The following is a 22,054-nucleotide window of genomic DNA, read 5'->3' as shown; positions in this document are numbered from 1 at the left end:
AAAATTGACGCACCGCCAGGCCTGCTTCGAATACGCACGCGCCTTGTCGCGTCTGACCGGGGGACGGGCCGCCGCCCCGCCTGCCGCCGGGGCCGGCATGGTCAAGACTTCAACGACCCCTTGCCGCCCGTTCGGCCCGCTGGTTATGGTCACGTCAGCGCGCCGCGGGCCGGCCCCGCGGCGCTCGCCGACCACCGCGCCGAGGGGGATCGAGGACACCGTGTCCGCGGACCGGCACCGCAGAAGGCCGCCGACGGAGGGGCCCGGCCCGAAGCCCGAACGCCCGTGGCGTGGCGGCAAAGGCCGAGGGGCGGACCCGCCGCCCGGCAGGCCCGCCCCTCGAAGACAACGTCAGCCCAGCTGCACCACGGCGCGCGACATGCCGAGCACCTTCTGGCCGCCGCTGGTCGCCAGCAGGTCGACCCGCACCCTGCGGTCGTCCAGCAGGGCGGCGACCTTGCCGGACACCTCGATCACCGCGCCGACGCCGTCGTTCGGCACCGGCACCGGCTTGGTGAACCGCACGCCGTACTCGACCACCGCGGCCGGGTCCCCGACCCAGTCGGTGACCACCCGGATCGCCTCGGCCATGGTGAACATGCCGTGCGCGATGACGTCCGGCAGGCCGACCTCCAGGGCGAACTTCTCGTTCCAGTGGATCGGGTTGAAGTCACCGGAGGCGCCCGCGTACTGCACCAGCGTGGCGCGCGTCACGGGGAAGGACTGCGCCGGCAGCTCGGTGCCGACCTCGACCTCGTCGAAGCTGATCGCCATCGGGCTCACTCCCCCGCCTCGTCGGCCGCGCGCGCGACCAGTGTCATGACCGACGTCACCACGTGCTCGCCGGACTCGTCGTTCACCTCGCCGCGGACCGACAGGACGTCATTGCCGGCCAGCGACTTGATCGAGTCGATGGTCACGGTGACGGTCAGCCGGTCGCCGGCCCGCACCGGGCGGGTGTACGCGAACTTCTGATCGCCGTGCACCACCCGGCTGTAGTCCAGGCCGAGCTCCGGGTCGGTGACGACCTGCGCGGCGGCGGAGTAGGTGATGACGAACGGAAAGGTCGGCGGCGCGATGACATCCGGGTGGCCGAACGCCTTGGCGGCCTCCGGGTCGGTGTACGCGGGATTGGCGTCACCGACGGCGACGGCGAACTCGCGGATCTTCTCCCGGCCGACCTCGTACGGCGCGGTGGGCGGGTAGGTCCGCCCGATGAAGGAGGGGTCGAGCGGCATGGGCAACTCCTCTGATCAACCGTCATGCAGACATGCAGAAATGACTCCAGGCCGCGCCCCGCAAGGGGGAGCGGCCTGGAGTCGAGGCAAAGTCAGCGGGTCTCGCGGTGCGCCGTGTGGGCGTTGCAACGCGGGCAGTGCTTCTTCATCTCAAGACGGTCCGGGTCGTTGCGCCGGTTCTTCTTGGTGATGTAGTTCCGCTCCTTGCACTCCACGCAGGCCAGCGTGATCTTCGGGCGGACGTCGGTGGCAGCCACGGGAGTGCCTTCCTGGGACAACGAATAAGAACACAGACAAGTGTAGCCGATCGGGAGGATGACCCCCCGATCGACTACGCGGGGTAGCGGTGACCGGACTTGAACCGGTGACACAGCGATTATGAGCCGCTTGCTCTACCAACTGAGCTACACCGCTTTGATGATCGGCCGCCCGCCGAAGCGGAGGGTCTTTCACCAGAGCCCCCATGCGGAATCGAACCGCAGACCTTCTCCTTACCATGGAGACGCTCTACCGACTGAGCTATAGGGGCGAACGAGGAAGAGATTACACGGTTCCGGGCCAGAGGTGAAATCCGTATCCGACACGGAAGATCCCAGGTGGGGCGGGCCGCACGGCAGCCCGGCGGCAGTACGGCCGTTCGAGGCGGCGCGCATCCCGGCGGCCCGACCGATACGACTTTCCCCGCCTCCGCGGCGGCCGTACGCCTGCGTCCTAGGCTCGACCAGCAGCAGGACCCTGCCGTCCCGGACACCCGGTGGCGGCGCGCCCGCCCGGTGCCCCGCGGCCCGGCCGGACGACGGGCCGCGGGCGAGTCGATCCGAAGGAGCGCCGATGACCGGGGCAGACACGGCCGCCGACGGCGCGCCCGGCCGGGAGCCCGCCCTGCTGCTCACCGGCGCCCGGCTCGGCGACGGCCGGACGGTGGACGTCCGGATCGCCGGCGACCGCATCCAGGCGGTCGGCACCCCGGGCGGCCTCGGCAGCCAGCACCCGCCCGCCGGGCACCCGACTGCCGGACACCCGCCCGCCGGTCCGGCGGCCGGTGCCGCCACCACCCGGATCGACCTCACCGGGTACCTGCTGCTGCCCGCCCCCGCCGAGCCGCACGCCCACCACGACACCGCCTTCTCCGCCGCGCTGCCCGGCCCGCCGCCGGACGGCGCGCCCGAACTCGTCCGCCGGGTCATCGAGGCCGCCCTCACCGCACTCGCCTACGGCGCCACCGCCCAGCGCACCCACGTCCGGATCGGTGACGTGCACGGACTCGGCCGGCTGGAGGCGGTGCTCACCGCCGCGCGGGCGCTGCGCGGACTGGCCGACCTCCAGGCGGTGGCGATGCCCCGCCTGCTCACCGGCCGGGCCGGCGCGGACGGGCGGGCCCAGCTGCGCGAGGCGCTGCGGCTCGGAGCCGCCGCCGTCGGCGGCCGCCCGGAGCTCGATCCCGACCCGGTGGGCTATGCGCAGGTGCTGCTGGAGGCCGCCCGCGAGGCGGACCGTCCGGTCGACCTGCACTGCTCGGGCGCCGACCCGGGCCGACTCGCGCGCATGGTGGGCGTGTTGGCGCCACTGCGGCCACGGGTGACGGTGGGGCCCTGCGACGCGCTGGCCCCGGGCGCGGCCACCGTGCTGGCCGGCGCGGGTGTCCGGGTGGTCTGCCTGCCCCAGCCCGGCGGCTGCGCCGGCGGCGAACGCCCGCCCGGCGGCCTGCAGCCTTCCGTGGTTCGGGAGTTGCTGCAGGCAGGGGTGCCGCTGGCGGCCGGCGGCGGGGCGCTGCGCGACCTCGCGGCCCCGGTCGGCCGGGCCGATCCGCTGGAGGCGGCCTTCCTGCTGGCGTCCTCAGGGGTGCTCGACCCGGAGGAGGCGTACGACGCGGTGGCCAACCAGGCACGGATCGCGCTCGGCCTGCCGCCGGTGCGGGTGGACGCGGGATTCCCCGCCGAACTGCTGGCCGTGCGCGGCGACAGCCTGGCCGGGGTACTGGCCGGCGGGCACAGCCGGCTGGTGGTGCACGGCGGCCGGGTGGTCTCCCGCACCAGCGCGGTACGGGAGTTCGCCGACACCGTGGCCCTGGCGCTGCCCCGACAGACCCTGCCGGAGGACTGACAGCCCGGCCCCGGCCAGGGCCGGCGGGACAGGGCTGGCGGGACAGGACAGGCCGGGCCGTCCCCCGTGGCCGGCCCGCCCTGTCCCCCATGTGCTCACCGCCGGGGCGGGCACCCCCCGTGTTCCCGTGCCCGTCCCGGCGGTGAGGTCGTGTCAGCGGCCCCAGGCCGAGAACTGGACGCTCGCGTTGTTGCCCGAGCCGCCGCTGCGGGAGACGTAGAACTTCAGGTCCGTCCCCGAGGAGTCGTAGGAGTTGGAGCCGGCGTACGGGTCGTTCCAGTGCACCCGCACCAGGCGGCCGTTCAGCACCGGGTTCGCGCAGTTCTCCGAGAAGAACCGGGCGTAGCCCTCGGTGCCGGTGGCGAAGCCGTTCGACTCCGAGGCCCAGGTGCCGATGCCCTGGTCGTAGATCCGGACGGGCGGCTCCTGTGTCCAGATGCCGTGGCTGAGGCCCCACTCCTCGCGGGTGAGGGTGCAGCCGGTCCAGTTGTTGAAGGTCACGTTCACGCTGCGGGCGGCCGAGGCCAGGGCCGGCGCGGCGGCGGTCCCCTTCACCGGCTCGGCGGCCGAGGCCGTGCCGGCCGCTCCCACGGACAGTGCCCCTGCCGCGGCCAGTGCGAGAGCGGCCGCTCCGATTCTGCGTGCTGTGCCCATCGTGATCCCCCCGTGTGGTCCGGCCGCGGGACTGCCCCGCGGCCCGACAACCACTCTGCGGGCCGCCGATAAACACCGGATCGGTGTCGGCTGAGCACGCACTTGACGCCGGGTGTGCCGGGTCGTAGCGCGGGTCGGTGCGGGTCAGAGCGGGTCAGAGCCGTCAGTGCGGCAGGCGCATCGCCAGCCCGTCGAGGACGACCTCCAGGCCGTACGCGAACTTGGCGTCGCGGATCGCGACCGGGTCGGCGACGTCGGTGGCGGTGTAGGCGGGGCCGAGGTGGTCGAGGCCGGCCGCGGCCTGCTGGGCCGCGGGCATCAGCCGGGCGATGAAGTCGTGCTCGCTCTCGCCGGAGCGGGCGACGGTGGTGAGCCAGGCCGCCTCGGTGGTGCTCATGCCGATGACGTAGCTGAGGACGGTGTCGATCGCCCGGGACGGTTCGGGGAAGCCTGCGGCGGTGAACAGGGCGGCCAGCCGCTCCGAGAAGGACATCAGGTTGGGGCCCAGATAGGCGAGGCCCGCCTGGCCGAGCACCGAGGCGACCCACGGGTGGCGCAGGCAGGCGCCCCGGAAGGACCGGGCGGCCTCGGTGGCGGCGGCGCGCCAGTCCGGGCTGTCCGCCGCCGGCACGTGGATCTCGGCCGCGACCTCGTCCACGGCGAGCTCCATCAGCTCGTCCTTGGTGGCGACGTGCCGGTAGAGAGAGGTGGCGCCGGCGTTAAGTCGGGCGCCGAGCTTGCGCATGCTGAGCGCCTCGACCCCTTCGGCGTCCAGGACGGCCATCGCCTCGCGCACGATCGCGGCCCTGCTCAGCGCGGGCTGGTCGGGCTCGCGCTGCTGCCGCGCCCACACGGAGGGGATCGGGTTCGACTTCGCGGCCATGGCACTCCTTCTGCGGCCTCCCGGCCCGGCGGTCCCGGCCCGGCGACACACTGCCTGCGTACACCGATCGCATCCAGCGTACAGGATTAGGACTTGCGCACACCGTGCGCCCGTGCGTACGGTGTGCGCATCGCCGGAACGGTGTGCGCAAGCCTGAAGGGAAATCCCATGGAAGCCCGCAATCCACGCCGCTGGTGGATCCTCGTCGTGCTGTGCCTTAGCACGCTGGTCCTGGTGGTCGACAGCATGGCGCTGACCGTCGCGGTGCCCTCGATGACCGAGGACATCGGCGCCACCGCCCAGGACACCCAGTGGATCCTCGACTCCTACGTCCTGGTCTTCGCCGGGCTCCTGCTCACCTCGGGCAGCCTCGGCGACCGGTTCGGCCGCCGGAAGGTCATGATCATCGGCCTGCTGCTCTTCGGCGCCGCCTCGCTGGCCGCCACCTACTGCACCAGCCCCGGCGAGGTGATCGCCGCACGGGTCGCGATGGGCGTCGGCGGCGCGCTGATCATGCCCTCGACGCTGTCGATCCTCATCACCGTCTTCGACGACGAGGAGCGCGGCAAGGCGATGGCGGCCTGGGGCTCGGTGTCGATGCTCGCCCTGGTCGGCAGCCCCGTCCTCGGCGGCGTGCTGATCGACCACTTCTCCTGGCACTCGATCTTCTTCATCAACGTCCCGGTCGTCGCACTGGCCGTCCTAGCCGGCCTGACCCTCATGCCGGAGTCGAAGGGCCCGTGGCGCAAGCCCGACCCGCTGGGCGCGGTGCTCTCCGCGGCCGGCATGACGGCACTGATCTGGTGGATCATCGAGCTGCCGCAGCACGGCGCCTTCGGCGGCGGGTCCGCGGTCACCCTGGCCGTCGCGGTGCTCGCCCTCGGCGCCTTCGTGGCCTGGGAGAACACCACCGCCTCGCCGATGGTGCCGATGGCCCTCTTCAAGCACCGCAACTTCAGCGGCGGTTCGCTGTCCCTGACGCTGCTGCAGATCGGCAACGGCGGCCTGCTGCTGGTGCTCACCCAGTACCTGCAGTTCGTCCTCGGGTACTCGCCGGTCGAAGCCGGCCTCGCCTTCCTGCCGCTGGCGGTCACCGCACTGATCGGCAACGCCGCCGGGGCCAAGCTCGCCGCGATGATCGGCAACCGCTACCTGGTGCTCGCCGGGATGCTGGTGATGGCCGTCTCCTTCGCCCTGCTGGCCACCGTCGACGCCGACACCGGCTCCACCGTCCCGGCGGTCGCGCTCGGTCTGCTCGGCCTCGGCGCGGGACTGGCCATGCCGGCCGCGGTGGGCGCGCTGATGGGGACGATCCCCGCGGAGCAGGCGGGCGTCGGCTCGGCGCTGAACGACACCATCCAGCAGGCCGGCACCGCCCTCGGCATCGCCATCCTCGGCTCACTGCTCAGCAGCGGCTTCGCCCGCGAGATGCCGACCGACGTCCCCGAGGCCGCCAGGCACTCGATCGCCGGGGCACTGGCCTCGGCCGGCGGCGACAGCGGCCTCGTCCACACCGCCCGCGAGGCCTTCACCACCTCGATGTCGACCACCTTCACCCTGAGCGCGATCGGCGTCCTGGCCGCCGCCCTCCTCGCCACCCTCGTCATGCGCGACACCAAGCCCGAGCCGACCACCACCCCGGCCGACGAACCCGAACTCGCCGCCTGATCCCCGTCTCACCCGCGACGCCACGAGGCCGGCGCCCCCACCCCGGGGGCACCGGCCTCCCGCCATGGCCGAACCGCCCCTGCCAGTGTAAGTTGAACGAGTTCAAAACCATCGGGCCGCTACGGGGAGACGGCGCCGAGGCGGCCGGCGCGTGCCGTGCCGCAGGTCGAACAGGGGGAGAGTCATGAGGGCGTACAAGGCTGCGATCGCCGCCGCGATCCTCGGGGCCTGCGCATGCCAGGGCCCGCATGCGCGGCCCGCACCGGACACCGCGGCCGGGCCCGGCTCCACGGACTCGACCGCCGCCCGCGCTCTCGTCGACACCGCCGCCGAGAACGGGCGCACCGCAGGCTCCGTCACGGCCGGCTTCCACGCCCTGGTCATGGGGCAGCCGACCCGCGGGACGGTCACGGTGGACCGGGACGGCGACTGCGTCGGGACCATCGAGGCGGCGAAGCTGGGCAGCGTGCGGATCCTCGCGGACGGGACTCGCGCCTGGATCAAGGGCGACGAACACCTCTGGGGCGCCCGCACCGCGGCCCTGACCAAGGACCGCTACGTCGGCGGACCCGCCACGGCCGAGCCCTTCGCCTCACTGGGCATCTTCTGCCTCGCCGCCCGGGCGGCCATCGCCGGCGACACCGGCACCGCCGACCTGACCGTGCAAAGCAGCACCGAAGCCGGCGGCGTCCGGACGGTCTCCTTCACCGGCGCCGACGGCTCGACCCTGGAGATCGCCGCCACCCACCACCCGCACATCACCCGCACCACCTCGGGCCCGAACGGCGAACCCCAGGTCTGGCTGTTCCGCCACTACGGGTGGCCGGTGGACCTCACCCCGCCCTCGGCCGACGGCACCGTCGATCTCACAGCGGTGCTCCGCCCCGACGACGGGCAGCAGCACCGGACCGACCGGCATGACGCGCTGTCACCCGGGGCGGCCCGCCCGCCCGGAACACGAAGAAGGGCCCTGATCAGCGTCTCCGCCGATCAAGGCCCTTCTCTCTATCCTGTGGCTGGTGCAGGGTTCGAACCTGCGTAGCTTGCGCGACAGATTTACAGTCTGCTCCCTTTGGCCGCTCGGGCAACCAGCCAGGATGTTGTCCCCCGGGGCGCTGCCCCGTTCGACGCGGTAAACAATACCTGATGGATGGGGGTGGTTCGCCACTCGGTTGCCGGGCGTGATCACGGTGCCGGCCGCGGCGGACGGGGGCGGGGCGGGGCCGCGCTGGATAGGCTGGGGCGATGCCCGTGTCGTAAGGCCGGGCGGTGACCGTGCAGCCAGTATTCAAGGAGACCAACACCCATGGCCGACTCCAGTTTCGACATCGTCTCGAAGGTCGAGTGGCAGGAGGTCGACAACGCGATCAACCAGACCTCCCGCGAGATCGCCACGCGCTTCGACTTCAAGAACGTCGGCGCCGAGATCAGCCGCTCGGGCGAGAAGATCGAGATGAAGGCCAACGGCGAGGAGCGGGTCAAGGCGATCCTGGACGTCCTGCAGAGCAAGTTCATCAAGCGCGGGCTCTCGCTGAAGGCCCTGGACGCCGCCGACCCTCAGCTGTCCGGCAAGGAGTACAAGATCTTCGCGGACGTCAAGGAGGGCATCACCACCGACGACGCCAAGAAGGTCGCCAAGATCATCCGCGACGAGGGCCCCAAGGGCGTCAAGGCGCAGGTCCAGGGCGACGAGCTGCGGGTCAGCTCGAAGAGCCGGGACGACCTGCAGGCCGTCCAGGCCCTGCTCAAGGGCAAGGACCTCGACTTCGCGATCCAGTTCGTGAACTACCGCTGATCCTGCCGCGACCGGGCGGCCGCCGAGCCGCCCGCCGCGTGACCGCCGTCGGGGCCCCGGACCGTGCACTGTCCGGGGCCCCGGCGGCGTTCGCATGACCGGCTGCCCAGCCGCCGTGCGGGCGGGCCGCCGGGACTTGGACGGGCAGGTCGCCGAGCAGGGCCATGACCGTGGCCTTCAGTTCGTCGATCTTCTGCTGCAGGGCGGCGAGATCGAGTCCGCCGGTGAGCGGCGAGGTCAGCACGACCACGCCGTCGACGAGCCCGAGGACGCCGTCGAGCGAGCCGAGCACCGGGGACAGGTCGGGCACCGCCGGCAGCGAGGGCAGCGCGGACACAGAAGGAAGCGAAGGAAGCGAGGACGGCGACGGGAGTGACGGCACCGCGGGGTCGTCGGCCGGGGCGACGGGGACGGGAGCGGAGACAGCGGGGCGGCCGCGGTAGTGGAGCAGTACGGCGTGGGGGTTGATCGCGGCCGCGAGGGCGGCGGCCGCCACGGTCACCACGGTGATGCCGAGGGCTGCGGCCACCGGTCGAACGCCGAACGGCGCAGGCCCCGGGCCCCCGGCGGGGCCGAGGCACCGTCAGCCGACGGCAGCCCGTCGGGTGACGGTGCGACGGAACCCCCGCCGGGAACGCCCCGATCGGCCTCCGGCCGGCCGGGTCAGCCGCGGAGCCAGTCGGCCGAGCGGCGCTGCGCACCGAGCCCGATCGCGTCGAACTCGTCGAAGCGTCCCTGCGCGACCGTCGCGCCCAGCCGGCGCAGCGCCTGCGAGATGGGCGTCCCCTCGTCGGGCGAGGGTTCGCCCTCCTCGGTGCGGAGCGGGCCGAGCTCGATCCGGCCGTGCAGCCAGACGGCGGCCTGCTGGGTGCCGGCGCCACCGAAGAAGTCGGCTTCGACGTAGGCGATCGGGCCGGCCTGGGACCAGGCCTCCAGCCTGCGGCCGAAGCCGGCCGGGAAGCGCGTGAAGCCGGGCTCGGTCCGGTCACCGGGAACGTTCAGGACGCCGTGCAGCCGCTCGGTCATCGGGATCAGCGCCAGGCCCTGCGCCAGGCGCGCCACCTGCGCGACCGGCACTTCGGCCGCCACCACGTCGAGCAGGTCCGCGGTGGCGAGCAGAGCGTTGAGTTCGTATGACATTCCGTCATTCTGCGCTGCTCAGCGCCACCGGGTCAGCCGAATATTCGAACTGACTATCCATCGTTCAGGATGGGGGTATGACGACTCCCTTCCGGCGGCCGACGGCCGAGGAGCTGGCGGCCGCGCACGGCGCGACGATCCCGGACGTGGCGGCGCCCGGCCTGCGGGTGCTGTTCTGCGGGATCAACCCCGGTCTGTGGTCCGGCGCGACGGGCCGGCACTTCGCCCGCCCCGGCAACCGGTTCTGGCCGGCGCTGTACCGCTCCGGCTTCACTCCGCGGCAGCTCCGGCCGGACGAGCAGGCCGAGTTGCTCGGGTTCGGGCTGGGCATCACCAACGTGGTGGCGCGCACCACGGCCAGGGCGGACGAGTTGACCGCCGACGAGTACCGGGAGGGCGGGGCCGCCCTGGTCGAGCGGGTGGCGCGGCTGCGGCCGCGGGTCCTGGCGGTGCTCGGGATCGGCGCGTACCGGACGGCGTTCGGGCGGCCGAAGGCCGGGGTCGGGCCGCAGTCGGAGGGCATCGGGGCGACCGAGGTGTGGGTTCTGCCGAACCCGAGCGGGCTCAACGCGCACTACACCCCGGACGGGATCGCCGCCGAGTTCCGCCGCCTGCGCGAGGCCGTCGAGTCCTACGAGGCGGGAGAGGCGGGCGAGGAGGGCAAGCCGGGCGAGGAGGCGCGAGAGGGTCGCTGAACGGGCGTCAGCCCGGCCGGCAGCGGGACGGACCGCAGCTCGCGGACGAGCGTGCGGACGGCCGCCGTCCGGGCCAGCGCGGGTGTGGTGACGTACCCGACCTGGCGGCGCGGTGGCCGCGGGCCGAGGTCGGTGACGGCGAGGCCGGGAGGTGCGCCGAGCAGGCTGAGGGCGGGCACCACGGCCATGCCGATGCCCCGGGCGACGAGCGAGAGCATCACGGTGTCGTCCTCGACGCGGATCGTGGCGGGCGGCAGCCAGTCCTGCTCGGACCACCAACTCCTGGTGTAGGAGCTACAGTTCTCGTCCCAGTCGACCAGTGGCAGATCCTTCGGGCGGGCGTGGCCGGCCGGGTGGGCGAGGGCGTAGGCCTCCTCGAAGAGCGGCACCACCACCAGTCCGGGCGGGGTCTCGGCGGCCGGGTCGACGGTGGCGATGCCGAGGTCGGCGCGGCCGTCCGCGACCTCGCCGGCGGTGCCGCGCCCCAGCTCCCGCACGATCCGTACCTGCGGGGCCAGCCCGGGGTGCCGGGCGGTGACCCGGGCCAGCACGGCCGGCAGCAGGTGGGCGGCCGCGCTGCGGAACGCCACCACCACCGGGCGTCCGGCGAGTTCGCCGGTGGACGCCTCGCGGACCTCGGCTGGCATCGCGGCCAGCAGGCGCAGCACCTGGCGGGCGTGCGCGGCGGCCCGTTCGCCGGCCGGGGTGGCCCGGGCGCCGTGCCGTCCCCGGTCGAACAGCACCGCGCCGAGCTTGCCCTCCAGGGTGCGGACGGCGTGCGAGACCGCGGACTGGGTGAGCCCGAGTGCGGAGGCCGCGGCGGTGAAGCTGCCCTCCCGGTCGACGGCGGCCAGGATGCGCAGCTCGTGCGGGGCGAGGTCGGTGTCCCGGCGCGGGGTTCCGTCGGTCATCGGTCCACCCTAGCGGTCTTCCATGAACCGGATTCATGGAAGACCGGTGTCCCATCGACGGCGACCCCTGCCCGGCAGCCCGCTGCCCGGCCTACGGTCGACGCCGACCCCGAGACCGTGTCAGGAGCACCGCCGTGTCCCGTACCGCCACCGCCTTCACCGCCGTCCACCAGGTCGCGCGGCCGGACGGCCCGCCGACGCCCGACGACTTCGCCTTCGTCAGCGGCGAACTGCCCCCGCCCGGGGAGGGCGAGGCACTGGTCGAGAACCTGCTGCTCTCCGTCGACCCGTACATGCGGGAGGAGATGGACGGCGGCTGGGCGCTGAACGCCCCGCTGGAGGGTCGGGCGATCGGCCGGGTCGTGCAGTCCCGCACCCCGGCGCTGGCCGTCGGCGACCTGGTCTTCCACCGGCAGGGCTGGCGGACGCACGCCCTGGTCGCCCCGGACGCCGCCCGGGTGCTGCCCGACCTGCCCGGCGTGCCGCTCGCCGCACACCTGGGGCTGCTCGGCGGCACCGGCCTCAGCGCGTACGTCGGCCTGACCCGGATCGCCCGGCTGCAGCCCGGCGAGGACCTGTACGTGTCCTCGGCGGCGGGCGGGGTGGGCAGCGCCGTCGGCCGGATCGCCCGGCTGCTCGGCGTCCGGCGGCTCGTCGGCAGCACCGGCTCGCCTGCCAAGGTCGCCCACCTCACCGACCGGCTCGGCTTCGACGCGGCCTTCGACCACCACGACGGCCCGATCGGCGACCTGCTGCGCAAGGCCGCCCCCGGCGGCATCGACGTCTACTTCGACAACGTCGGCGGCAGCCACCTGGAGGGCGCGATCGAGGTGCTCCGCGACGGCGGCCGGATCGCCTGGTGCGGGGCCGTCGCCCAGTACAACAGCGCCGAACCCCCGGCCGCGCCGCGCAACCTCTACGACGTCGTCGGCAAGAGCCTGCGGCTGGAGGGCTTCCTGGTCCGCAACCACCTGGCGGTGCGCGACGAGCTGTACGCGGCCTTGGTGCCGCACCTGCGCAGCGGCCGCATGCGGTCGGACGAGACGGTGGTGGACGGCTTCGACCGGATCGTGGCGGCGTTCCTCGCCATGCTGCGGGGGGACACCGTCGGCAAGACGCTGGTCCGGGTATGAGGCGCGGCAGGCCGGTCAGTCCGCGGTGACGGGGGCGGGCTCGCCGCCGGTCAGGTGCAGCAGTTCGGCGTAGCTCAGCGGGACGACGGTGTGCGGGTGGCCGGCCGCCGCCCACAGCACCGGGTGCGCCTCGAGTGCGGTGTCCACGACCGTGCGGAGCGGGGCCGGGTGGCCGACCGGGGCGACGCCGCCGATCGCCTGGCCGGTGGCGGCGCGGACCTGCTGCGCGGTGGCCCGGGTGATCGGGCCGGCGCCCAGGCGGTCGGCGAGGAAGGCCGTGTCCACCCGGTGGGCGCCGCTGGTCATCACCAGCAGCGGCGCGCCGTCGCAGACGAACACCAGGCTGTTCGCGATCGCGCCGACCTCGCAGCCGAGGGCGGCGGCGGCCTCGGCGGCCGTCCGGGCGGAGTCCGGCAGGACGCGGATCCGGGCCGGGACGCCCGCGGCGTCGAAGGCCTCGGCGACCGGGAGGCTGCGCTCGGGCAGGTCGGCGGGGGCGGCTGCGGACGGGGTCGCGGTCATGGGGATCCTCACGCGGGGGCTGCGCCGATTCGGACGGATCCGCAAGGGTGCTCCGCGGGCGGGGCGGTTGTCCAACGGATTCACGCCTGCGGAGGAAGCCCGACCGCCCGCGGCGGAACGGCGGGGACGGGACCGCAGGGCCGCGCCCTGCCGCCGCGCGCAGTTCCCCGCGCCCCTCGATCGGTGCACCCCGCAGCACGAGGAGACCACCCGACCGCCCGCGGCGGAACGGCGGGGACGGGACCGCAGGGCCGCGCCCTGCCGCCGCGCGCAGTTCCCCGCGCCGCTCAATCGGTGCACCCCGCAGCGCAGCTTGCCGTGGACTGCCTCGGTTCAGGGGCGGGTGGTGCGGTGGGCTCGGGCGAGGATGCGGAGGGGGGCGAGGAGGCCGTAGCCGATGTCGCGGCGGAGGGCTCGGACGCCGGCCCTTTCGACGGCGGCGAGTTGGTGGGCCATCAGATCGGTCATGGTGGTGCCGACGGCGCGCAGGCCGGGGTCGGCGTGGTCGACCACGTCCGCGGCGGCGTCCAGGGCGGTGCGGGCCCGGCGGCACTGGTCGGCGAGCAGGTCGCGGACGGCGGGGGTGTCGCGGGCCCGGGCGAGGTCGTCGGGGGTGACGCCGTGTTCGGCGAGGTGTTCGCGGGGGATGCAGAGGCGTCCGGCGGCGAGGTCGCTTGCGAGGTCGGCGAGGAAGTCCACGCGCTGCGCGGCGTCGACGAAGCGGCGCCAGGCCCGGGTCTGCGCCTCGTCGGGGCCGCCGCGGTACTGGAGGCCGGTGAAGACCAGGATGCCGGGCAGGGCGTAGGTGTCGAGGTACTCCTGGTAGTCCTGTTCCGTGCCGAAGCCGGTGAACTCGGCCTCGGCGGTGGCGGCGCCGGTGAGGAAGGCGTGCACCCAGTACTCGGGCAGGCCTCGGGTGCGGACCGCGTGCGCGTAGGCCCGCAGGACCGGGTCGTGGCTGCGGGCGGGGGCGTCGAGTGCTTCGGCGGTCCGCTCGGCCAGGTCCTTGAGTCCGTCGGCCCGCTCCCGGGGTGTGCCGTTCTCGGCGGTGTCGTCGACGAGGTTCATGAAGGCGAGCCCGGCCACCAGGTACGGCACCAGGGGCGGGGCGGCGAGCAGGCGCAGGGCCAGGTAGGGGGCCTGTTCGCGGCGGAGGACGCGCCGGGCGGCGGCGGTGTGGTCGGCGCGCAGCGGCGGGTCGGTGACGGTGGCGGCGGTCAGGGTGGCGCGCCAGCTGGGCACGGGTCTCCTCGGCGGCGGGACGGGCGGTCCGGCCCACCGTATCGGGCGGGTCGGATGGGCCCGGGGGCGCGGGGAGTCACGGCCGGTGGTTCACCAGCCGGCGAACCGCTCGTCGGTGCTGACGACCTCGCGGCCGAGCGGGGCGAGCGAGATCGGGATCATCTTGAGGTTCGCCCAGCCGAACGGGATGCCGATGATCGACAGGAACAGCGGGATGCTCGTCAGGAAGTGCGCGATGGCGAGCCACCAGCCTGCGAAGATCAGCCAGATCACGTTGCCGACGCAGGAGGGCGCCCCGGCGTCCGGCTTCTCGACCGTGGTGCGTCCGAACGGCCACAGGACGTAGCCGGCGATCCGGAACGCGGCGATGCCGAACGGGATCGTGATGATCAGGATGAAGCAGATGATCCCGGCGATCGCATAGCCGATCGCCATCCAGATGCCGCAGAACAGCAGCCACAGGACGTTGAGGATGAGTTCGATCACCTTCATACGGTCCAGCGTGGCATGCGCCGGTCGCGGCGGCCATCGAGACGCCGACGACCCCACCCGGACAAGGGACTTTACTGTTTCATTACTATAGGACGGCCGCTTCCGCATTCCGGCACCGTGCCGACGGCCGTCCGCTGTGCGCGCGCTGCCCGGATCCGCTGACGAGAGGACAGACGCCGTGCCCGTTCCGCGAGTCCGGACGACCAGCCTGCCCGGTGTGGGTGTCCAGTACGACCTGACGACCCGAGAACACCGCCACCTCTCCGTCATCGCCCACCGCGACGGCACCCGCAGCCTCAACGTCTACCGGGCCGACGACCCGGACGCCTGCGCGCAGGCCCTGCACCTGACGGCGGACGAGTCGACCGCCCTGGTGGACGCGCTGATGCCGGCTCACCACAGCCCCGGCGTGCTGCACACCACCGACCTCGGCCTGGTCGCCGAGCGCGTCCCGCTCGGCGGCACCTCGCACTGGAACGGCCGACTGCTCGGCGACACCAGGATGCGGACGGCCACCGGCGTCTCCATCGTCGCGGTGCTCCGCCGCACCGGCGCGGTGCCCTCCCCCGGCCCGGACTTCCGGCTGGCCGGCGGGGACACGCTGATCGTCATCGGCACCCGCGAAGGTGTGGACGCCGCCGCCGCGATCCTCGGACGGGAGTGATCGGGTGCACACCGCCACCGTCTTCGTCGAACTCGGCGCCGTCGTCCTCGTCCTCGGTCTGCTCGGCCGGCTCGCGAGCCGCTACGGGCAGTCCCCGATACCCCTCTACCTGCTCGGCGGCCTGGCCTTCGGCCACGGCGGGCTGCTGCCGCTCAGCTCCAGCGAGGAGTTCGTCGCCACCGGCGCGGAGATCGGCGTCGTCCTGTTGCTGCTGATGCTCGGCCTGGAGTACACCGCGGCCGACCTGGTGACCAACCTCAAGCAGCAGTACCCGGCCGGCGCCGTCGACTTCGTCCTCAACGCGCTGCCGGGCGCGGCGGCCGGCCTGCTGCTGGGCTGGGGCCCGGTGGCCGCCGTGGTGCTGGCCGGAGTCACCTGGATCTCCTCCTCCGGGGTGATCGCCAAGGTGCTGGGCGACCTCGGGCGGCTCGGCAACCGGGAGACCCCGGTGATCCTCAGCGTGCTGGTGCTGGAGGACCTGTCGATGGCCCTCTACCTGCCGATCCTCACCGCGCTGCTGGCCGGGGCCGGCCTGCTCGCCGGCAGCATCACACTGGCGATCGCGCTGGCCACCGCGGGTGCGGTGCTGTTCGTCGCGCTCCGCTACGGGCGGCTGATCTCGAAGTTCGTCTCGCACGACGACCCGGAGAAGCTGCTGCTGGTGGTGTTCGGGCTGACGCTGCTGGTGGCCGGGATCGCCCAGAAGCTGCAGGTGTCGGCGGCGGTCGGCGCGTTCCTGGTCGGCATCGCGCTCTCCGGTGAGGCCGCCGAGGGTGCGCACACCCTGCTGAGCCCGCTGCGGGACCTCTTCGCGGCGGTGTTCTTCGTCTTCTTCGGCCTGAGCACCGATCCGACCTCCATCCCGCCGGTGCTGCTGCCCGCGCTCGCACTGGCGGTCGTCACCGCGCTCACGAAGATCGCCACCGGCTACTGGGCGGCCCGCCGGGCCGGTATCGGTCCGCGCGGACGCTGGCGGGCGGGCGGCGCGCTGGTCGCCCGGGGCGAGTTCTCCATCGTCATCGCCGGCCTGGCGGTGACCGCGGGCATCGAGCCGGACCTCGGCCCGCTGGCCACCGCGTACGTGCTGATCCTGGTGCTCGTCGGCCCGCTCGCGGCCCGTTGGACGGAGCCCGCGGCCGGGCGGCTGGCCGCGCTGCGGACCCGGCGGTGGGTGCCCGTCCGGCAGCGCGGTGCGGCAGGGCCGACGGGCGGCGTGGACGCCGCCGCGGCGGACGGCGGGTCGGCGGTCGCCCGCACCCCGTCCTGACGGGCCGCGGCCGGGGCCGCCTCAGTGCGGCTCCGGTTCGCCCGCCGTCCGCTCCGACGCCGGCGGCCCGGCCGGGTGCGGCAGCTCGGGGCCCGGCGCCCCGGAGAGCTGCCGCGCCGCCTCGGCCGGGGGCAGCTCCGGGCCGTCCGGCGCCTCCGCGAGGAGGGTCCGCAGGCGCTCCCTCAGCCGGCCGGAGGCGGCCCGCAGGCGTTCGGCGCGGTCGGCCCTGGTCCCGGTCGGCTCGACCGGGACCACCGGGATCCCGCGGGACTTCGCGGTGGCCACCAGGCTGTCCGCGGCGGCCGGCAGGGCGGCGAGCGCGGCGGCGGCGAACAGGCCGCCGCCGAGCCGCCGGGGCCGTCCCAGCAGGCCGCGGTGGACGATCTCGCAGGGCAGCAGCCGCTCCTCCCGCCCGGCGGCCTCGGCCGCCTCCGCGGCGGCCAGCACCAGGGTCAGCAGGCCCTCGGCGGCGCGGGCCACGACCCACTTGCGGCCGGGCACCGGCGGCAGGAACTCCCTGATCCGGTCGACCTCCTTGTCGAGGACGACGTCGGGCAGCAGGTCGAGCGTGGAGTGCAGCCGCAGCTCCTGCACCTTCTCCCAGGGGACGTCCTCGCCGTCGAAGCCGACCTTCTCCGGGCCGAAGGCGACCTGGCCGAGCCCGTCGAGCTGGTGCAGCAGCCACACCGCGGGCCCGGGGACGCGCGGATGGCGGCCGATCAGGGCGGCGATCGACACCTCCCAGTGCTCGGCGGCGGGCGCCTCCGGCGGCGGCAGCGCGGCCACCGCCCGACGCACCCAGTCGCCCTCGCCGACCACGTTGCGGGCCTTGGCCCGGCCCGTCCGGGCGGCCGTGCCGAGCGCCTCCCCGGCCCGGCGCCCGACGTTCTGCGCGCTGTCGCGCACCCCCATGTCCCGCTCCCCCTCGGCCGCCCGACGTCCGATCCAGTCTGCCCGAGCGGCCCGCCCGCACAGGGTTCACCCGGCCGTACGGGTGCTCTCCTCCGCGCGGGCGAGCAGCACGGCGCGTTCGCGGGCGTTGCGGGTGAGGCCGGCGGCGCGGGTGAACTCGGCGGCGGCCTCGGTGTGCCGGCCGAGGCGGGCGAGCAGGTCGCCGCGGACGCCGGGCAGCAGGTGGTAGCCGCGCAGGGCGGGCTCGCCGGCCAGGGAGTCGACCAGGGCCAGGCCGGTCTCCGGGCCGAAGGCCATGCCGAGGGCGACCGCCCGGTTGAGTTCCACCACCGGGGAGGGGCTGCGCGCGGCCAGCGCGGTGTAGAGCGCGGCGATCCGCACCCAGTCGGTCTGCTCGGCGGTGCCGGCCCGGGCGTGGCAGGCGGCGATGGCGGCCTGCAGGGCGTACGGGCCGGGCGGGGCGCCCTGCGCGGCGGCCAGCGCCTCGGCGCGGTCGAGTGCGGCGAGGCCGCGGTGGATCAGCAGCCGGTCCCAGCGGCCGCGGTCCTGGTCGAGCAGCAGGACGGGGGCGCCGTCCGGGCCGGTGCGGGCGGGGGTGCGGGAGGCCTGGATCTCCAGCAGCGCGATCAGGCCGTGCACCTCGGGTTCGCGGGGCATCAGGCCGGTGAGCACCCGGCCGAGCCGCATCGCCTCCTCGCAGAGCGCGGGCCGCATCCAGTCGTCGCCGGCGGTGGCCGCGTAGCCCTCGTTGAAGACCAGGTAGACGACTTCGAGGACGGAGGCGAGGCGCGGGGCGAGCTCCTCGCCCTGCGGCACCTCGAAGGGCACCTCGGCCCCGGCGAGGGTGCGCTTGGCGCGGACGATCCGCTGGGCGACGGTCGGCTCGGCGGTCAGGAAGGCGCGGGCGATCTCCTCGGTGGACAGGCCGCCGAGCAGCCGCAGGGTGAGCGCCACCCGGGCCTCGGTGGAGAGCACCGGGTGGCAGGCGGTGAAGACAAGCCGGAGCAGGTCGTCCTCGATCTCGTCGGCGAGGACGACCTGCTCCGGCTGCGGGCCCTGCGGCGGGTCCGTCTCCAGTTCGTGGGCGACCAGGCGGAGCTTCGCCGCGAGCCCGGCCTCGCGGCGGATCCGGTCGACGGCGCGCCGCCGGGCGGTGACGGTGAGCCAGGCACCGGGGTTGTCCGGCACGCCGGTCGCGGGCCACTGCTCCAGGGCGGCGACCAGCGCGTCCTGGGCGAGTTCCTCAGCGAGGCCGACGTCGCGGACCAGCCGGGCCAGCCCGGCGATGATCCGGGCCGACTCGATCCGCCAGACCGCCTCGATCGCACGATGGGTGTCGGGTGCCGCCACAGCTCCCCATCAGAGCAGCCGGACGGCCCCCGCGGCCAGTGCGGCGCGGCCCGCGGGCCGGTCAGCCGGTGATCGGCTTCTGGTGCTCGTCCCGCCAGGCCTGCTCCTTGGCGGCGTCCTCGGGGCTGACGAGCTCGGGAGGGAAGTCGGAGGCCTCGAAGACCTTGCGCAGCTCCAGCACGGCGCCGTCCTCGAACGGGGCGCGGCCCGCCCACTCCAGGGCCTCCTCGCGGGAGCTGACGTCGAGCACCCAGTACCCGGCGATGAGCTCCTTGCTCTCGGCGAACGGCCCGTCGGTGACGGTGGCCCTGCCGTCCTTGAAGGTCAGCCGGGCACCGTTGGAGCTGGGCTGCAGGCCGTCGGCGGCGAGCATGATGCCGGCCTTGATCAGCTCGTCGTTGTAGCGGCTCATCGCGTCCATGGCCTCCTTGGTCGGCATCACGCCGGCCTCGGAGTCCTCGTTGGCCTTGACGATCAGCATGAATCGCATCGTGGTGCCTCTCTCGGTGTCGGGCTCCGCTCGGTGCGGGCCGGGCGCCGGTCGTGCCGGCTTCCATCTGTGCGTCGAACGGGGCGGGCCCGGATCGACACGGCCGCGGAGATTTCTTCCGCGGATGTCCGGGCGGGCCGCTCAGTGGTGCTCGCGGCGGGGTTCGACGGCGTTCTGGAGACGGTCCCATTCGGCGATGTCGGGGTGGTGCAGGTCGAAGGCGGGGCTCTCCGAGCGGATCCGCGGCAGTGCGGCGAAGTTGTGCCGCGGCGGCGGGCAGGAGGTCGCCCACTCCAGCGAGCGGCCGTAGCCCCACGGGTCGTCCACGGTGACCTTCTGCCCGTACTTGGCGGTCTTCCAGACGTTGTAGAGGAAGGGCAGCATGGACAGCCCCAGCAGGAAGGAGCCGACGGTGGAGACGCTGTTGAGCGTGGTGAAGCCGTCGGAGGCCAGGTAGTCGGCGTAGCGGCGGGGCATGCCCTCGGCGCCGAGCCAGTGCTGGACGAGGAAGGTGGTGTGGAAGCCGATGAACAGCGTCCAGAAGGTGATCTTCCCGAGCCGTTCGTCGAGCATCTTGCCGGTCATCTTCGGCCACCAGAAGTGGAAGCCGGCGAACATCGCGAAGACGACGGTGCCGAAGACCACGTAGTGGAAGTGGGCGACGACGAAGTACGAGTCCGAGACGTGGAAGTCGATCGGCGGGGAGGCGAGCAGCACGCCGGTGAGTCCGCCGAAGAGGAACGTGACGAGGAAGCCGATCGTCCACAGCATCGGTGTCTCGAAGCTGAGCGAGCCGCGCCACATGGTGCCGATCCAGTTGAAGAACTTCACCCCGGTCGGGACGGCGATCAGCAGCGTCATGAAGGAGAAGAACGGCAGCAGCACCTGCCCGGTGACGAACATGTGGTGCGCCCAGACGGTGACCGACAGGCCGGTGATGGCGATGGTGGCGGCGATCAGGCCGGAGTAGCCGAAGATCGGTTTGCGGCTGAAGACCGGGATGACCTCGGTGACGATGCCGAAGAACGGCAGCGCGATGATGTAGACCTCGGGATGGCCGAAGAACCAGAAGAGGTGCTGCCAGAGGATCGCCCCGCCGTTGGCCGGGTCGAAGACGTGGGCGCCGAACTTCCGGTCGGCCTCCAGGGCGAGCAGGGTGGCGGCCAGCACCGGGAACGCGAAGAGCACCAGGATGCTGGTGAAGAGGACGTTCCAGACGAAGATCGACATCCGGAAGACGGTCATCCCGGGCGCCCGCAGGCAGGCGATGGTGGTGATGAAGTTGACCGAGCCGAGGATGGTGCCGAAGCCGGAGAGCGCCAGGCCCATGATCCACATGTCGCCGCCGATGCCGGGCGAGTGGATCTCGCCGGAGAGCGGCGTGTAGGCGAACCAGCCGAAGTCGGCGGCGCCGTCGGGCGTGAGGAAGCTGCCGATGACGATGATCGAGCCCAGCAGGTACAGCCAGTAGGCGAGGGCGTTGAGCCGGGGGAAGGCGACGTCCGGGGAACCGATCTGCAGCGGCATGATCCAGTTCGCGAAGCCGGCGAAGAGCGGCGTGGCGAACATCAGCAGCATGATCGTGCCGTGCAGGGTGAACAGCTGGTTGTACTGCTCGTTGGAGACGATCTGGGTTCCCGGCTCGGCCAGCTCGGCCCGCATGACCAGGGCCATCACGCCGCCGATCAGGAAGAAGGCGAACGAGGTGGTCATGTACAGCGTGCCGATCTTCTTGTGATCGGTGGTGGTGAGCCAGCCCACCAGTGCGCGGCCGCGGCCTCCCCTGCGGGCCGCGCCGAAGCCCTTCCGGGGCTCGCGCGGCGGGGGCCGGTGCTCGGTGTCGGTCGGGAGAATCGTCACTGCATCACTCCTCCGCGCCAGGCCCACCGGCTGTCCAACGGGTAACCGGCCCATCAGTACCAGGCCGGCCCGCGGGCACGCGGAGGCTCGCCGGGGCGACGAAGGGGTGTCACCCGCTCTGCCGAACGGGGGAACGGGAAGGACTGACCGTGGTCAATTCACCTAGCGGCCGGCCATGCGTTCCAGGCGGGCGATCCGCTCGGGCATCGGCGGGTGGGTGGAGAAGAGCTTGGCGCCGACCTCGCCGGGCCGGAACGGGTTGGCGATCATCATGTGGCTGGCGGTCTGCAGCTGCGGCTCGGGTGGCAGCGGGAGCCGCTGGGTGCCGGCCTCCAGCTTGCGCAGCGCGCTCGCCAGGGCAAGCGGGTCGCCGGTGATCCGGGCGCCGTCGGCGTCGGCCTGGTACTCGCGGGAGCGGCTGACCGCGAGCTGGATCAGCGCGGCGGCGATCGGCCCGAGGATCATGATCAGCAACAGCCCGAACAGCCCGGGGCCCTCGTCGTCGTCACTGCGGCCGATCGGGATCAGCCAGGCGAAGTTCACCAGGAACATCACCACCGAGGCGAGCGCCCCGGCCACTGAGGAGATCAGGATGTCCCGGTTGTAGACGTGGCTGAGCTCGTGCCCGATGACGCCGCGCAGCTCGCGCTCGTCGAGCAGCTGCAGGATGCCGTCGGTGCAGCACACCGCGGCGTTGCGCGGGTTGCGGCCGGTGGCGAAGGCGTTCGGCGCGGGGGTCGGCGAGATGTACAGCCGGGGCATCGGCTGCCGGGCCGAGGTGGAGAGCTCCCGGACGATCCGGTACAGCTGCGGGGCCTCGATCTCGCTGACCGGGCGGGCGCGCATCGCCCGCAGCGCCAGCTTGTCGCTGTTCCAGTACGCGTAGGCGTTGGTGGCGATCGCGATCACCAGGGCGACCAGCAGTCCGGTGCGGCCGAAGAAGCTGCCGATCAGCAGGATCAGCGCCGACAGGCCGCCGAGCAGTACGGCCGTCCTCAACCCGTTGTGCTGGCGGTGCACGGCTGGCCCTCCGAG

At 73.5% G+C, this 22,054-nt stretch carries 24 protein-coding genes and 3 tRNA genes; 8 read left to right on the top strand and 19 right to left on the bottom strand.

All coding sequences use genetic code 11. The features are described 5' to 3' along the window. Nucleotides 1-351: 351 nt before the first annotated feature. The 5 genes from AB0P35_RS20360 to AB0P35_RS20340 form a co-directional block, all read right to left on the bottom strand. Entirely contained in the window at nucleotides 352-774 is a 423-nt protein-coding gene (locus AB0P35_RS20360) for a MaoC family dehydratase (RefSeq protein WP_263104898.1), read from the bottom strand. Nucleotides 775-779: 5 nt separating this feature from the next. Further along, the gene (locus tag AB0P35_RS20355) at nucleotides 780-1,238 is read right to left on the bottom strand and encodes a MaoC family dehydratase N-terminal domain-containing protein (RefSeq protein WP_363512380.1); all 459 of its coding nucleotides are present in this window, start codon (nucleotides 1,236-1,238) and stop codon (nucleotides 780-782) included. A 92-nt stretch (nucleotides 1,239-1,330) separates the two neighbouring features. Continuing rightward, a complete protein-coding gene (gene rpmG, locus AB0P35_RS20350) occupies nucleotides 1,331-1,495 on the bottom strand; it encodes a 50S ribosomal protein L33 (RefSeq protein WP_004571794.1) in 165 nt (54 codons plus the stop codon). Between the two features lie 84 nt (nucleotides 1,496-1,579). Then, nucleotides 1,580-1,652, bottom strand: a tRNA-Met gene (locus tag AB0P35_RS20345). Nucleotides 1,653-1,694: 42 nt separating this feature from the next. Continuing rightward, nucleotides 1,695-1,767 (bottom strand) — tRNA-Thr (locus tag AB0P35_RS20340). Between the two features lie 302 nt (nucleotides 1,768-2,069). Between AB0P35_RS20340 and AB0P35_RS20335 the strand changes: the two genes are divergently transcribed. After that, the gene (locus AB0P35_RS20335; RefSeq protein ID WP_363512378.1) at nucleotides 2,070-3,341 is read left to right on the top strand and encodes a hydrolase; all 1,272 of its coding nucleotides are present in this window, start codon (nucleotides 2,070-2,072) and stop codon (nucleotides 3,339-3,341) included. A 153-nt stretch (nucleotides 3,342-3,494) separates the two neighbouring features. On the opposite strand, the gene AB0P35_RS20330 is transcribed toward AB0P35_RS20335, so the two are convergent. Continuing rightward, nucleotides 3,495-3,932, bottom strand: coding sequence for an aegerolysin family protein (locus AB0P35_RS20330; RefSeq protein ID WP_363512376.1), 438 nt, complete (start codon nucleotides 3,930-3,932; stop codon nucleotides 3,495-3,497). 226 nt (nucleotides 3,933-4,158) lie between these two features. Further along, complete coding sequence (locus tag AB0P35_RS20325; RefSeq protein WP_363512375.1) at nucleotides 4,159-4,878, bottom strand: TetR/AcrR family transcriptional regulator C-terminal domain-containing protein; 720 nt, start codon at nucleotides 4,876-4,878, stop codon at nucleotides 4,159-4,161. Nucleotides 4,879-5,046: 168 nt separating this feature from the next. On the opposite strand from AB0P35_RS20325, the gene AB0P35_RS20320 reads away from it, so the two are divergent. Both AB0P35_RS20320 and AB0P35_RS20315 read left to right on the top strand, forming a co-directional pair. Next, nucleotides 5,047-6,546 carry an MFS transporter gene (locus tag AB0P35_RS20320; RefSeq protein ID WP_363512373.1) on the top strand — a complete coding sequence of 500 codons (1,500 nt, stop codon included), beginning with the start codon at nucleotides 5,047-5,049 and terminating at the stop codon, nucleotides 6,544-6,546. A gap of 184 nt (nucleotides 6,547-6,730) precedes the next feature. Continuing rightward, complete coding sequence (locus AB0P35_RS20315; protein WP_363512371.1) at nucleotides 6,731-7,588, top strand: hypothetical protein; 858 nt, start codon at nucleotides 6,731-6,733, stop codon at nucleotides 7,586-7,588. Here the strand turns inward: AB0P35_RS20315 and AB0P35_RS20310 are convergent. Further along, nucleotides 7,560-7,640, bottom strand: a tRNA-Tyr gene (locus tag AB0P35_RS20310). The two genes, AB0P35_RS20315 and AB0P35_RS20310, sit on opposite strands and share 29 nt — an antisense overlap. A 212-nt stretch (nucleotides 7,641-7,852) precedes the next feature. Between AB0P35_RS20310 and AB0P35_RS20305 the strand changes: the two genes are divergently transcribed. After that, the gene (locus AB0P35_RS20305; RefSeq protein ID WP_095874389.1) at nucleotides 7,853-8,341 is read left to right on the top strand and encodes a YajQ family cyclic di-GMP-binding protein; all 489 of its coding nucleotides are present in this window, start codon (nucleotides 7,853-7,855) and stop codon (nucleotides 8,339-8,341) included. Here the strand turns inward: AB0P35_RS20305 and AB0P35_RS20300 are convergent. Together AB0P35_RS20300 and AB0P35_RS20295 are read right to left on the bottom strand one after the other, a co-directional pair. Then, nucleotides 8,292-8,870 carry a hypothetical protein gene (locus tag AB0P35_RS20300; RefSeq protein WP_363512370.1) on the bottom strand — a complete coding sequence of 193 codons (579 nt, stop codon included), beginning with the start codon at nucleotides 8,868-8,870 and terminating at the stop codon, nucleotides 8,292-8,294. The two genes, AB0P35_RS20305 and AB0P35_RS20300, sit on opposite strands and share 50 nt — an antisense overlap. A gap of 134 nt (nucleotides 8,871-9,004) precedes the next feature. Then, entirely contained in the window at nucleotides 9,005-9,481 is a 477-nt protein-coding gene (locus AB0P35_RS20295) for a hypothetical protein (protein WP_363512368.1), read from the bottom strand. Between the two features lie 77 nt (nucleotides 9,482-9,558). Here AB0P35_RS20295 and mug point away from each other — a divergent pair, with 77 nt between their 5' ends. Continuing rightward, nucleotides 9,559-10,176: a G/U mismatch-specific DNA glycosylase gene (gene mug, locus AB0P35_RS20290; RefSeq protein ID WP_363512366.1), complete on the top strand. Its 618-nt coding sequence runs from the start codon at nucleotides 9,559-9,561 to the stop codon at nucleotides 10,174-10,176. On the opposite strand, the gene AB0P35_RS20285 is transcribed toward mug, so the two are convergent. After that, nucleotides 10,113-11,087 carry a LysR family transcriptional regulator gene (locus AB0P35_RS20285; protein ID WP_363512364.1) on the bottom strand — a complete coding sequence of 325 codons (975 nt, stop codon included), beginning with the start codon at nucleotides 11,085-11,087 and terminating at the stop codon, nucleotides 10,113-10,115. The two genes, mug and AB0P35_RS20285, sit on opposite strands and share 64 nt — an antisense overlap. 134 nt (nucleotides 11,088-11,221) lie before the next feature. On the opposite strand from AB0P35_RS20285, the gene AB0P35_RS20280 reads away from it, so the two are divergent. Next, on the top strand, nucleotides 11,222-12,220 hold the full coding sequence (locus AB0P35_RS20280; protein WP_363512363.1) for an NADP-dependent oxidoreductase: 999 nt from the start codon (nucleotides 11,222-11,224) through the stop codon (nucleotides 12,218-12,220). Between the two features lie 15 nt (nucleotides 12,221-12,235). Here the strand turns inward: AB0P35_RS20280 and AB0P35_RS20275 are convergent, their stop codons facing one another. The 3 genes from AB0P35_RS20275 to AB0P35_RS20265 all read right to left on the bottom strand — a co-directional run bounded on the left by AB0P35_RS20275 (nucleotide 12,236) and on the right by AB0P35_RS20265 (nucleotide 14,476). Then, nucleotides 12,236-12,742 (bottom strand): YbaK/EbsC family protein, encoded by a 507-nt coding sequence (locus tag AB0P35_RS20275; protein ID WP_363512361.1) that lies wholly within the window; start codon nucleotides 12,740-12,742, stop codon nucleotides 12,236-12,238. Between the two features lie 333 nt (nucleotides 12,743-13,075). Then, on the bottom strand, nucleotides 13,076-13,984 hold the full coding sequence (locus tag AB0P35_RS20270; protein ID WP_363512359.1) for a squalene/phytoene synthase family protein: 909 nt from the start codon (nucleotides 13,982-13,984) through the stop codon (nucleotides 13,076-13,078). A 90-nt stretch (nucleotides 13,985-14,074) separates the two neighbouring features. Further along, nucleotides 14,075-14,476 carry a YccF domain-containing protein gene (locus AB0P35_RS20265; protein WP_095874381.1) on the bottom strand — a complete coding sequence of 134 codons (402 nt, stop codon included), beginning with the start codon at nucleotides 14,474-14,476 and terminating at the stop codon, nucleotides 14,075-14,077. Between the two features lie 178 nt (nucleotides 14,477-14,654). Between AB0P35_RS20265 and AB0P35_RS20260 the strand changes: the two genes are divergently transcribed. Beyond that, nucleotides 14,655-15,140, top strand: a complete 486-nt coding sequence (locus AB0P35_RS20260) for a TrkA C-terminal domain-containing protein (RefSeq protein WP_363512357.1) — start codon at nucleotides 14,655-14,657, stop codon at nucleotides 15,138-15,140. A gap of 4 nt (nucleotides 15,141-15,144) precedes the next feature. Continuing rightward, entirely contained in the window at nucleotides 15,145-16,407 is a 1,263-nt protein-coding gene (locus AB0P35_RS20255; RefSeq protein WP_363512355.1) for a cation:proton antiporter, read from the top strand. Between the two features lie 21 nt (nucleotides 16,408-16,428). On the opposite strand, the gene AB0P35_RS20250 is transcribed toward AB0P35_RS20255, so the two are convergent. The 5 genes from AB0P35_RS20250 to htpX form a co-directional block, all read right to left on the bottom strand. After that, the gene (locus AB0P35_RS20250) at nucleotides 16,429-17,319 is read right to left on the bottom strand and encodes a hypothetical protein (RefSeq protein ID WP_363512353.1); all 891 of its coding nucleotides are present in this window, start codon (nucleotides 17,317-17,319) and stop codon (nucleotides 16,429-16,431) included. Nucleotides 17,320-17,385: 66 nt separating this feature from the next. After that, entirely contained in the window at nucleotides 17,386-18,669 is a 1,284-nt protein-coding gene (locus tag AB0P35_RS20245; RefSeq protein WP_363512351.1) for an RNA polymerase sigma factor, read from the bottom strand. A gap of 61 nt (nucleotides 18,670-18,730) precedes the next feature. Then, complete coding sequence (locus AB0P35_RS20240; protein WP_257019158.1) at nucleotides 18,731-19,150, bottom strand: YciI family protein; 420 nt, start codon at nucleotides 19,148-19,150, stop codon at nucleotides 18,731-18,733. Between the two features lie 150 nt (nucleotides 19,151-19,300). Continuing rightward, entirely contained in the window at nucleotides 19,301-21,019 is a 1,719-nt protein-coding gene (gene ctaD, locus AB0P35_RS20235; RefSeq protein ID WP_363512349.1) for a cytochrome c oxidase subunit I, read from the bottom strand. Between the two features lie 162 nt (nucleotides 21,020-21,181). Continuing rightward, the gene (gene htpX / locus AB0P35_RS20230) at nucleotides 21,182-22,039 is read right to left on the bottom strand and encodes a zinc metalloprotease HtpX (RefSeq protein WP_095874375.1); all 858 of its coding nucleotides are present in this window, start codon (nucleotides 22,037-22,039) and stop codon (nucleotides 21,182-21,184) included. Nucleotides 22,040-22,054: the final 15 nt, after the last annotated feature.

The sequence above is a fragment of the Kitasatospora sp. NPDC085879 genome (genome assembly GCF_040686255.1).
GTDB lineage: Bacteria > Actinomycetota > Actinomycetes > Streptomycetales > Streptomycetaceae > Kitasatospora.
Note: the sequence above shows the minus strand (reverse complement) of the source record. Positions and strands in the feature narration are given on the sequence as shown.

Excerpts from the sequence above, each read along its gene's own strand:
- AB0P35_RS20315 (WP_363512371.1), top strand. The coding sequence starts at position 6,731 with ATGAGGGCGTACAAGGCTGCGATCGCCGCCGCGATCCTCGGGGCCTGC.
- AB0P35_RS20250 (WP_363512353.1), bottom strand. The coding sequence starts at position 17,319 with ATGGGGGTGCGCGACAGCGCGCAGAACGTCGGGCGCCGGGCCGGGGAG.
- AB0P35_RS20325 (WP_363512375.1), bottom strand. The coding sequence starts at position 4,878 with ATGGCCGCGAAGTCGAACCCGATCCCCTCCGTGTGGGCGCGGCAGCAG.
- AB0P35_RS20305 (WP_095874389.1), top strand. The coding sequence starts at position 7,853 with ATGGCCGACTCCAGTTTCGACATCGTCTCGAAGGTCGAGTGGCAGGAG.
- AB0P35_RS20240 (WP_257019158.1), bottom strand. The coding sequence starts at position 19,150 with ATGCTGATCGTCAAGGCCAACGAGGACTCCGAGGCCGGCGTGATGCCG.
- AB0P35_RS20275 (WP_363512361.1), bottom strand. The coding sequence starts at position 12,742 with ATGACCGCGACCCCGTCCGCAGCCGCCCCCGCCGACCTGCCCGAGCGC.
- AB0P35_RS20295 (WP_363512368.1), bottom strand. The coding sequence starts at position 9,481 with ATGTCATACGAACTCAACGCTCTGCTCGCCACCGCGGACCTGCTCGAC.
- AB0P35_RS20335 (WP_363512378.1), top strand. The coding sequence starts at position 2,070 with ATGACCGGGGCAGACACGGCCGCCGACGGCGCGCCCGGCCGGGAGCCC.
- AB0P35_RS20265 (WP_095874381.1), bottom strand. The coding sequence starts at position 14,476 with ATGAAGGTGATCGAACTCATCCTCAACGTCCTGTGGCTGCTGTTCTGC.
- AB0P35_RS20285 (WP_363512364.1), bottom strand. The coding sequence starts at position 11,087 with ATGACCGACGGAACCCCGCGCCGGGACACCGACCTCGCCCCGCACGAG.
- AB0P35_RS20360 (WP_263104898.1), bottom strand. The coding sequence starts at position 774 with ATGGCGATCAGCTTCGACGAGGTCGAGGTCGGCACCGAGCTGCCGGCG.
- AB0P35_RS20355 (WP_363512380.1), bottom strand. The coding sequence starts at position 1,238 with ATGCCGCTCGACCCCTCCTTCATCGGGCGGACCTACCCGCCCACCGCG.
- AB0P35_RS20320 (WP_363512373.1), top strand. The coding sequence starts at position 5,047 with ATGGAAGCCCGCAATCCACGCCGCTGGTGGATCCTCGTCGTGCTGTGC.
- mug (WP_363512366.1), top strand. The coding sequence starts at position 9,559 with ATGACGACTCCCTTCCGGCGGCCGACGGCCGAGGAGCTGGCGGCCGCG.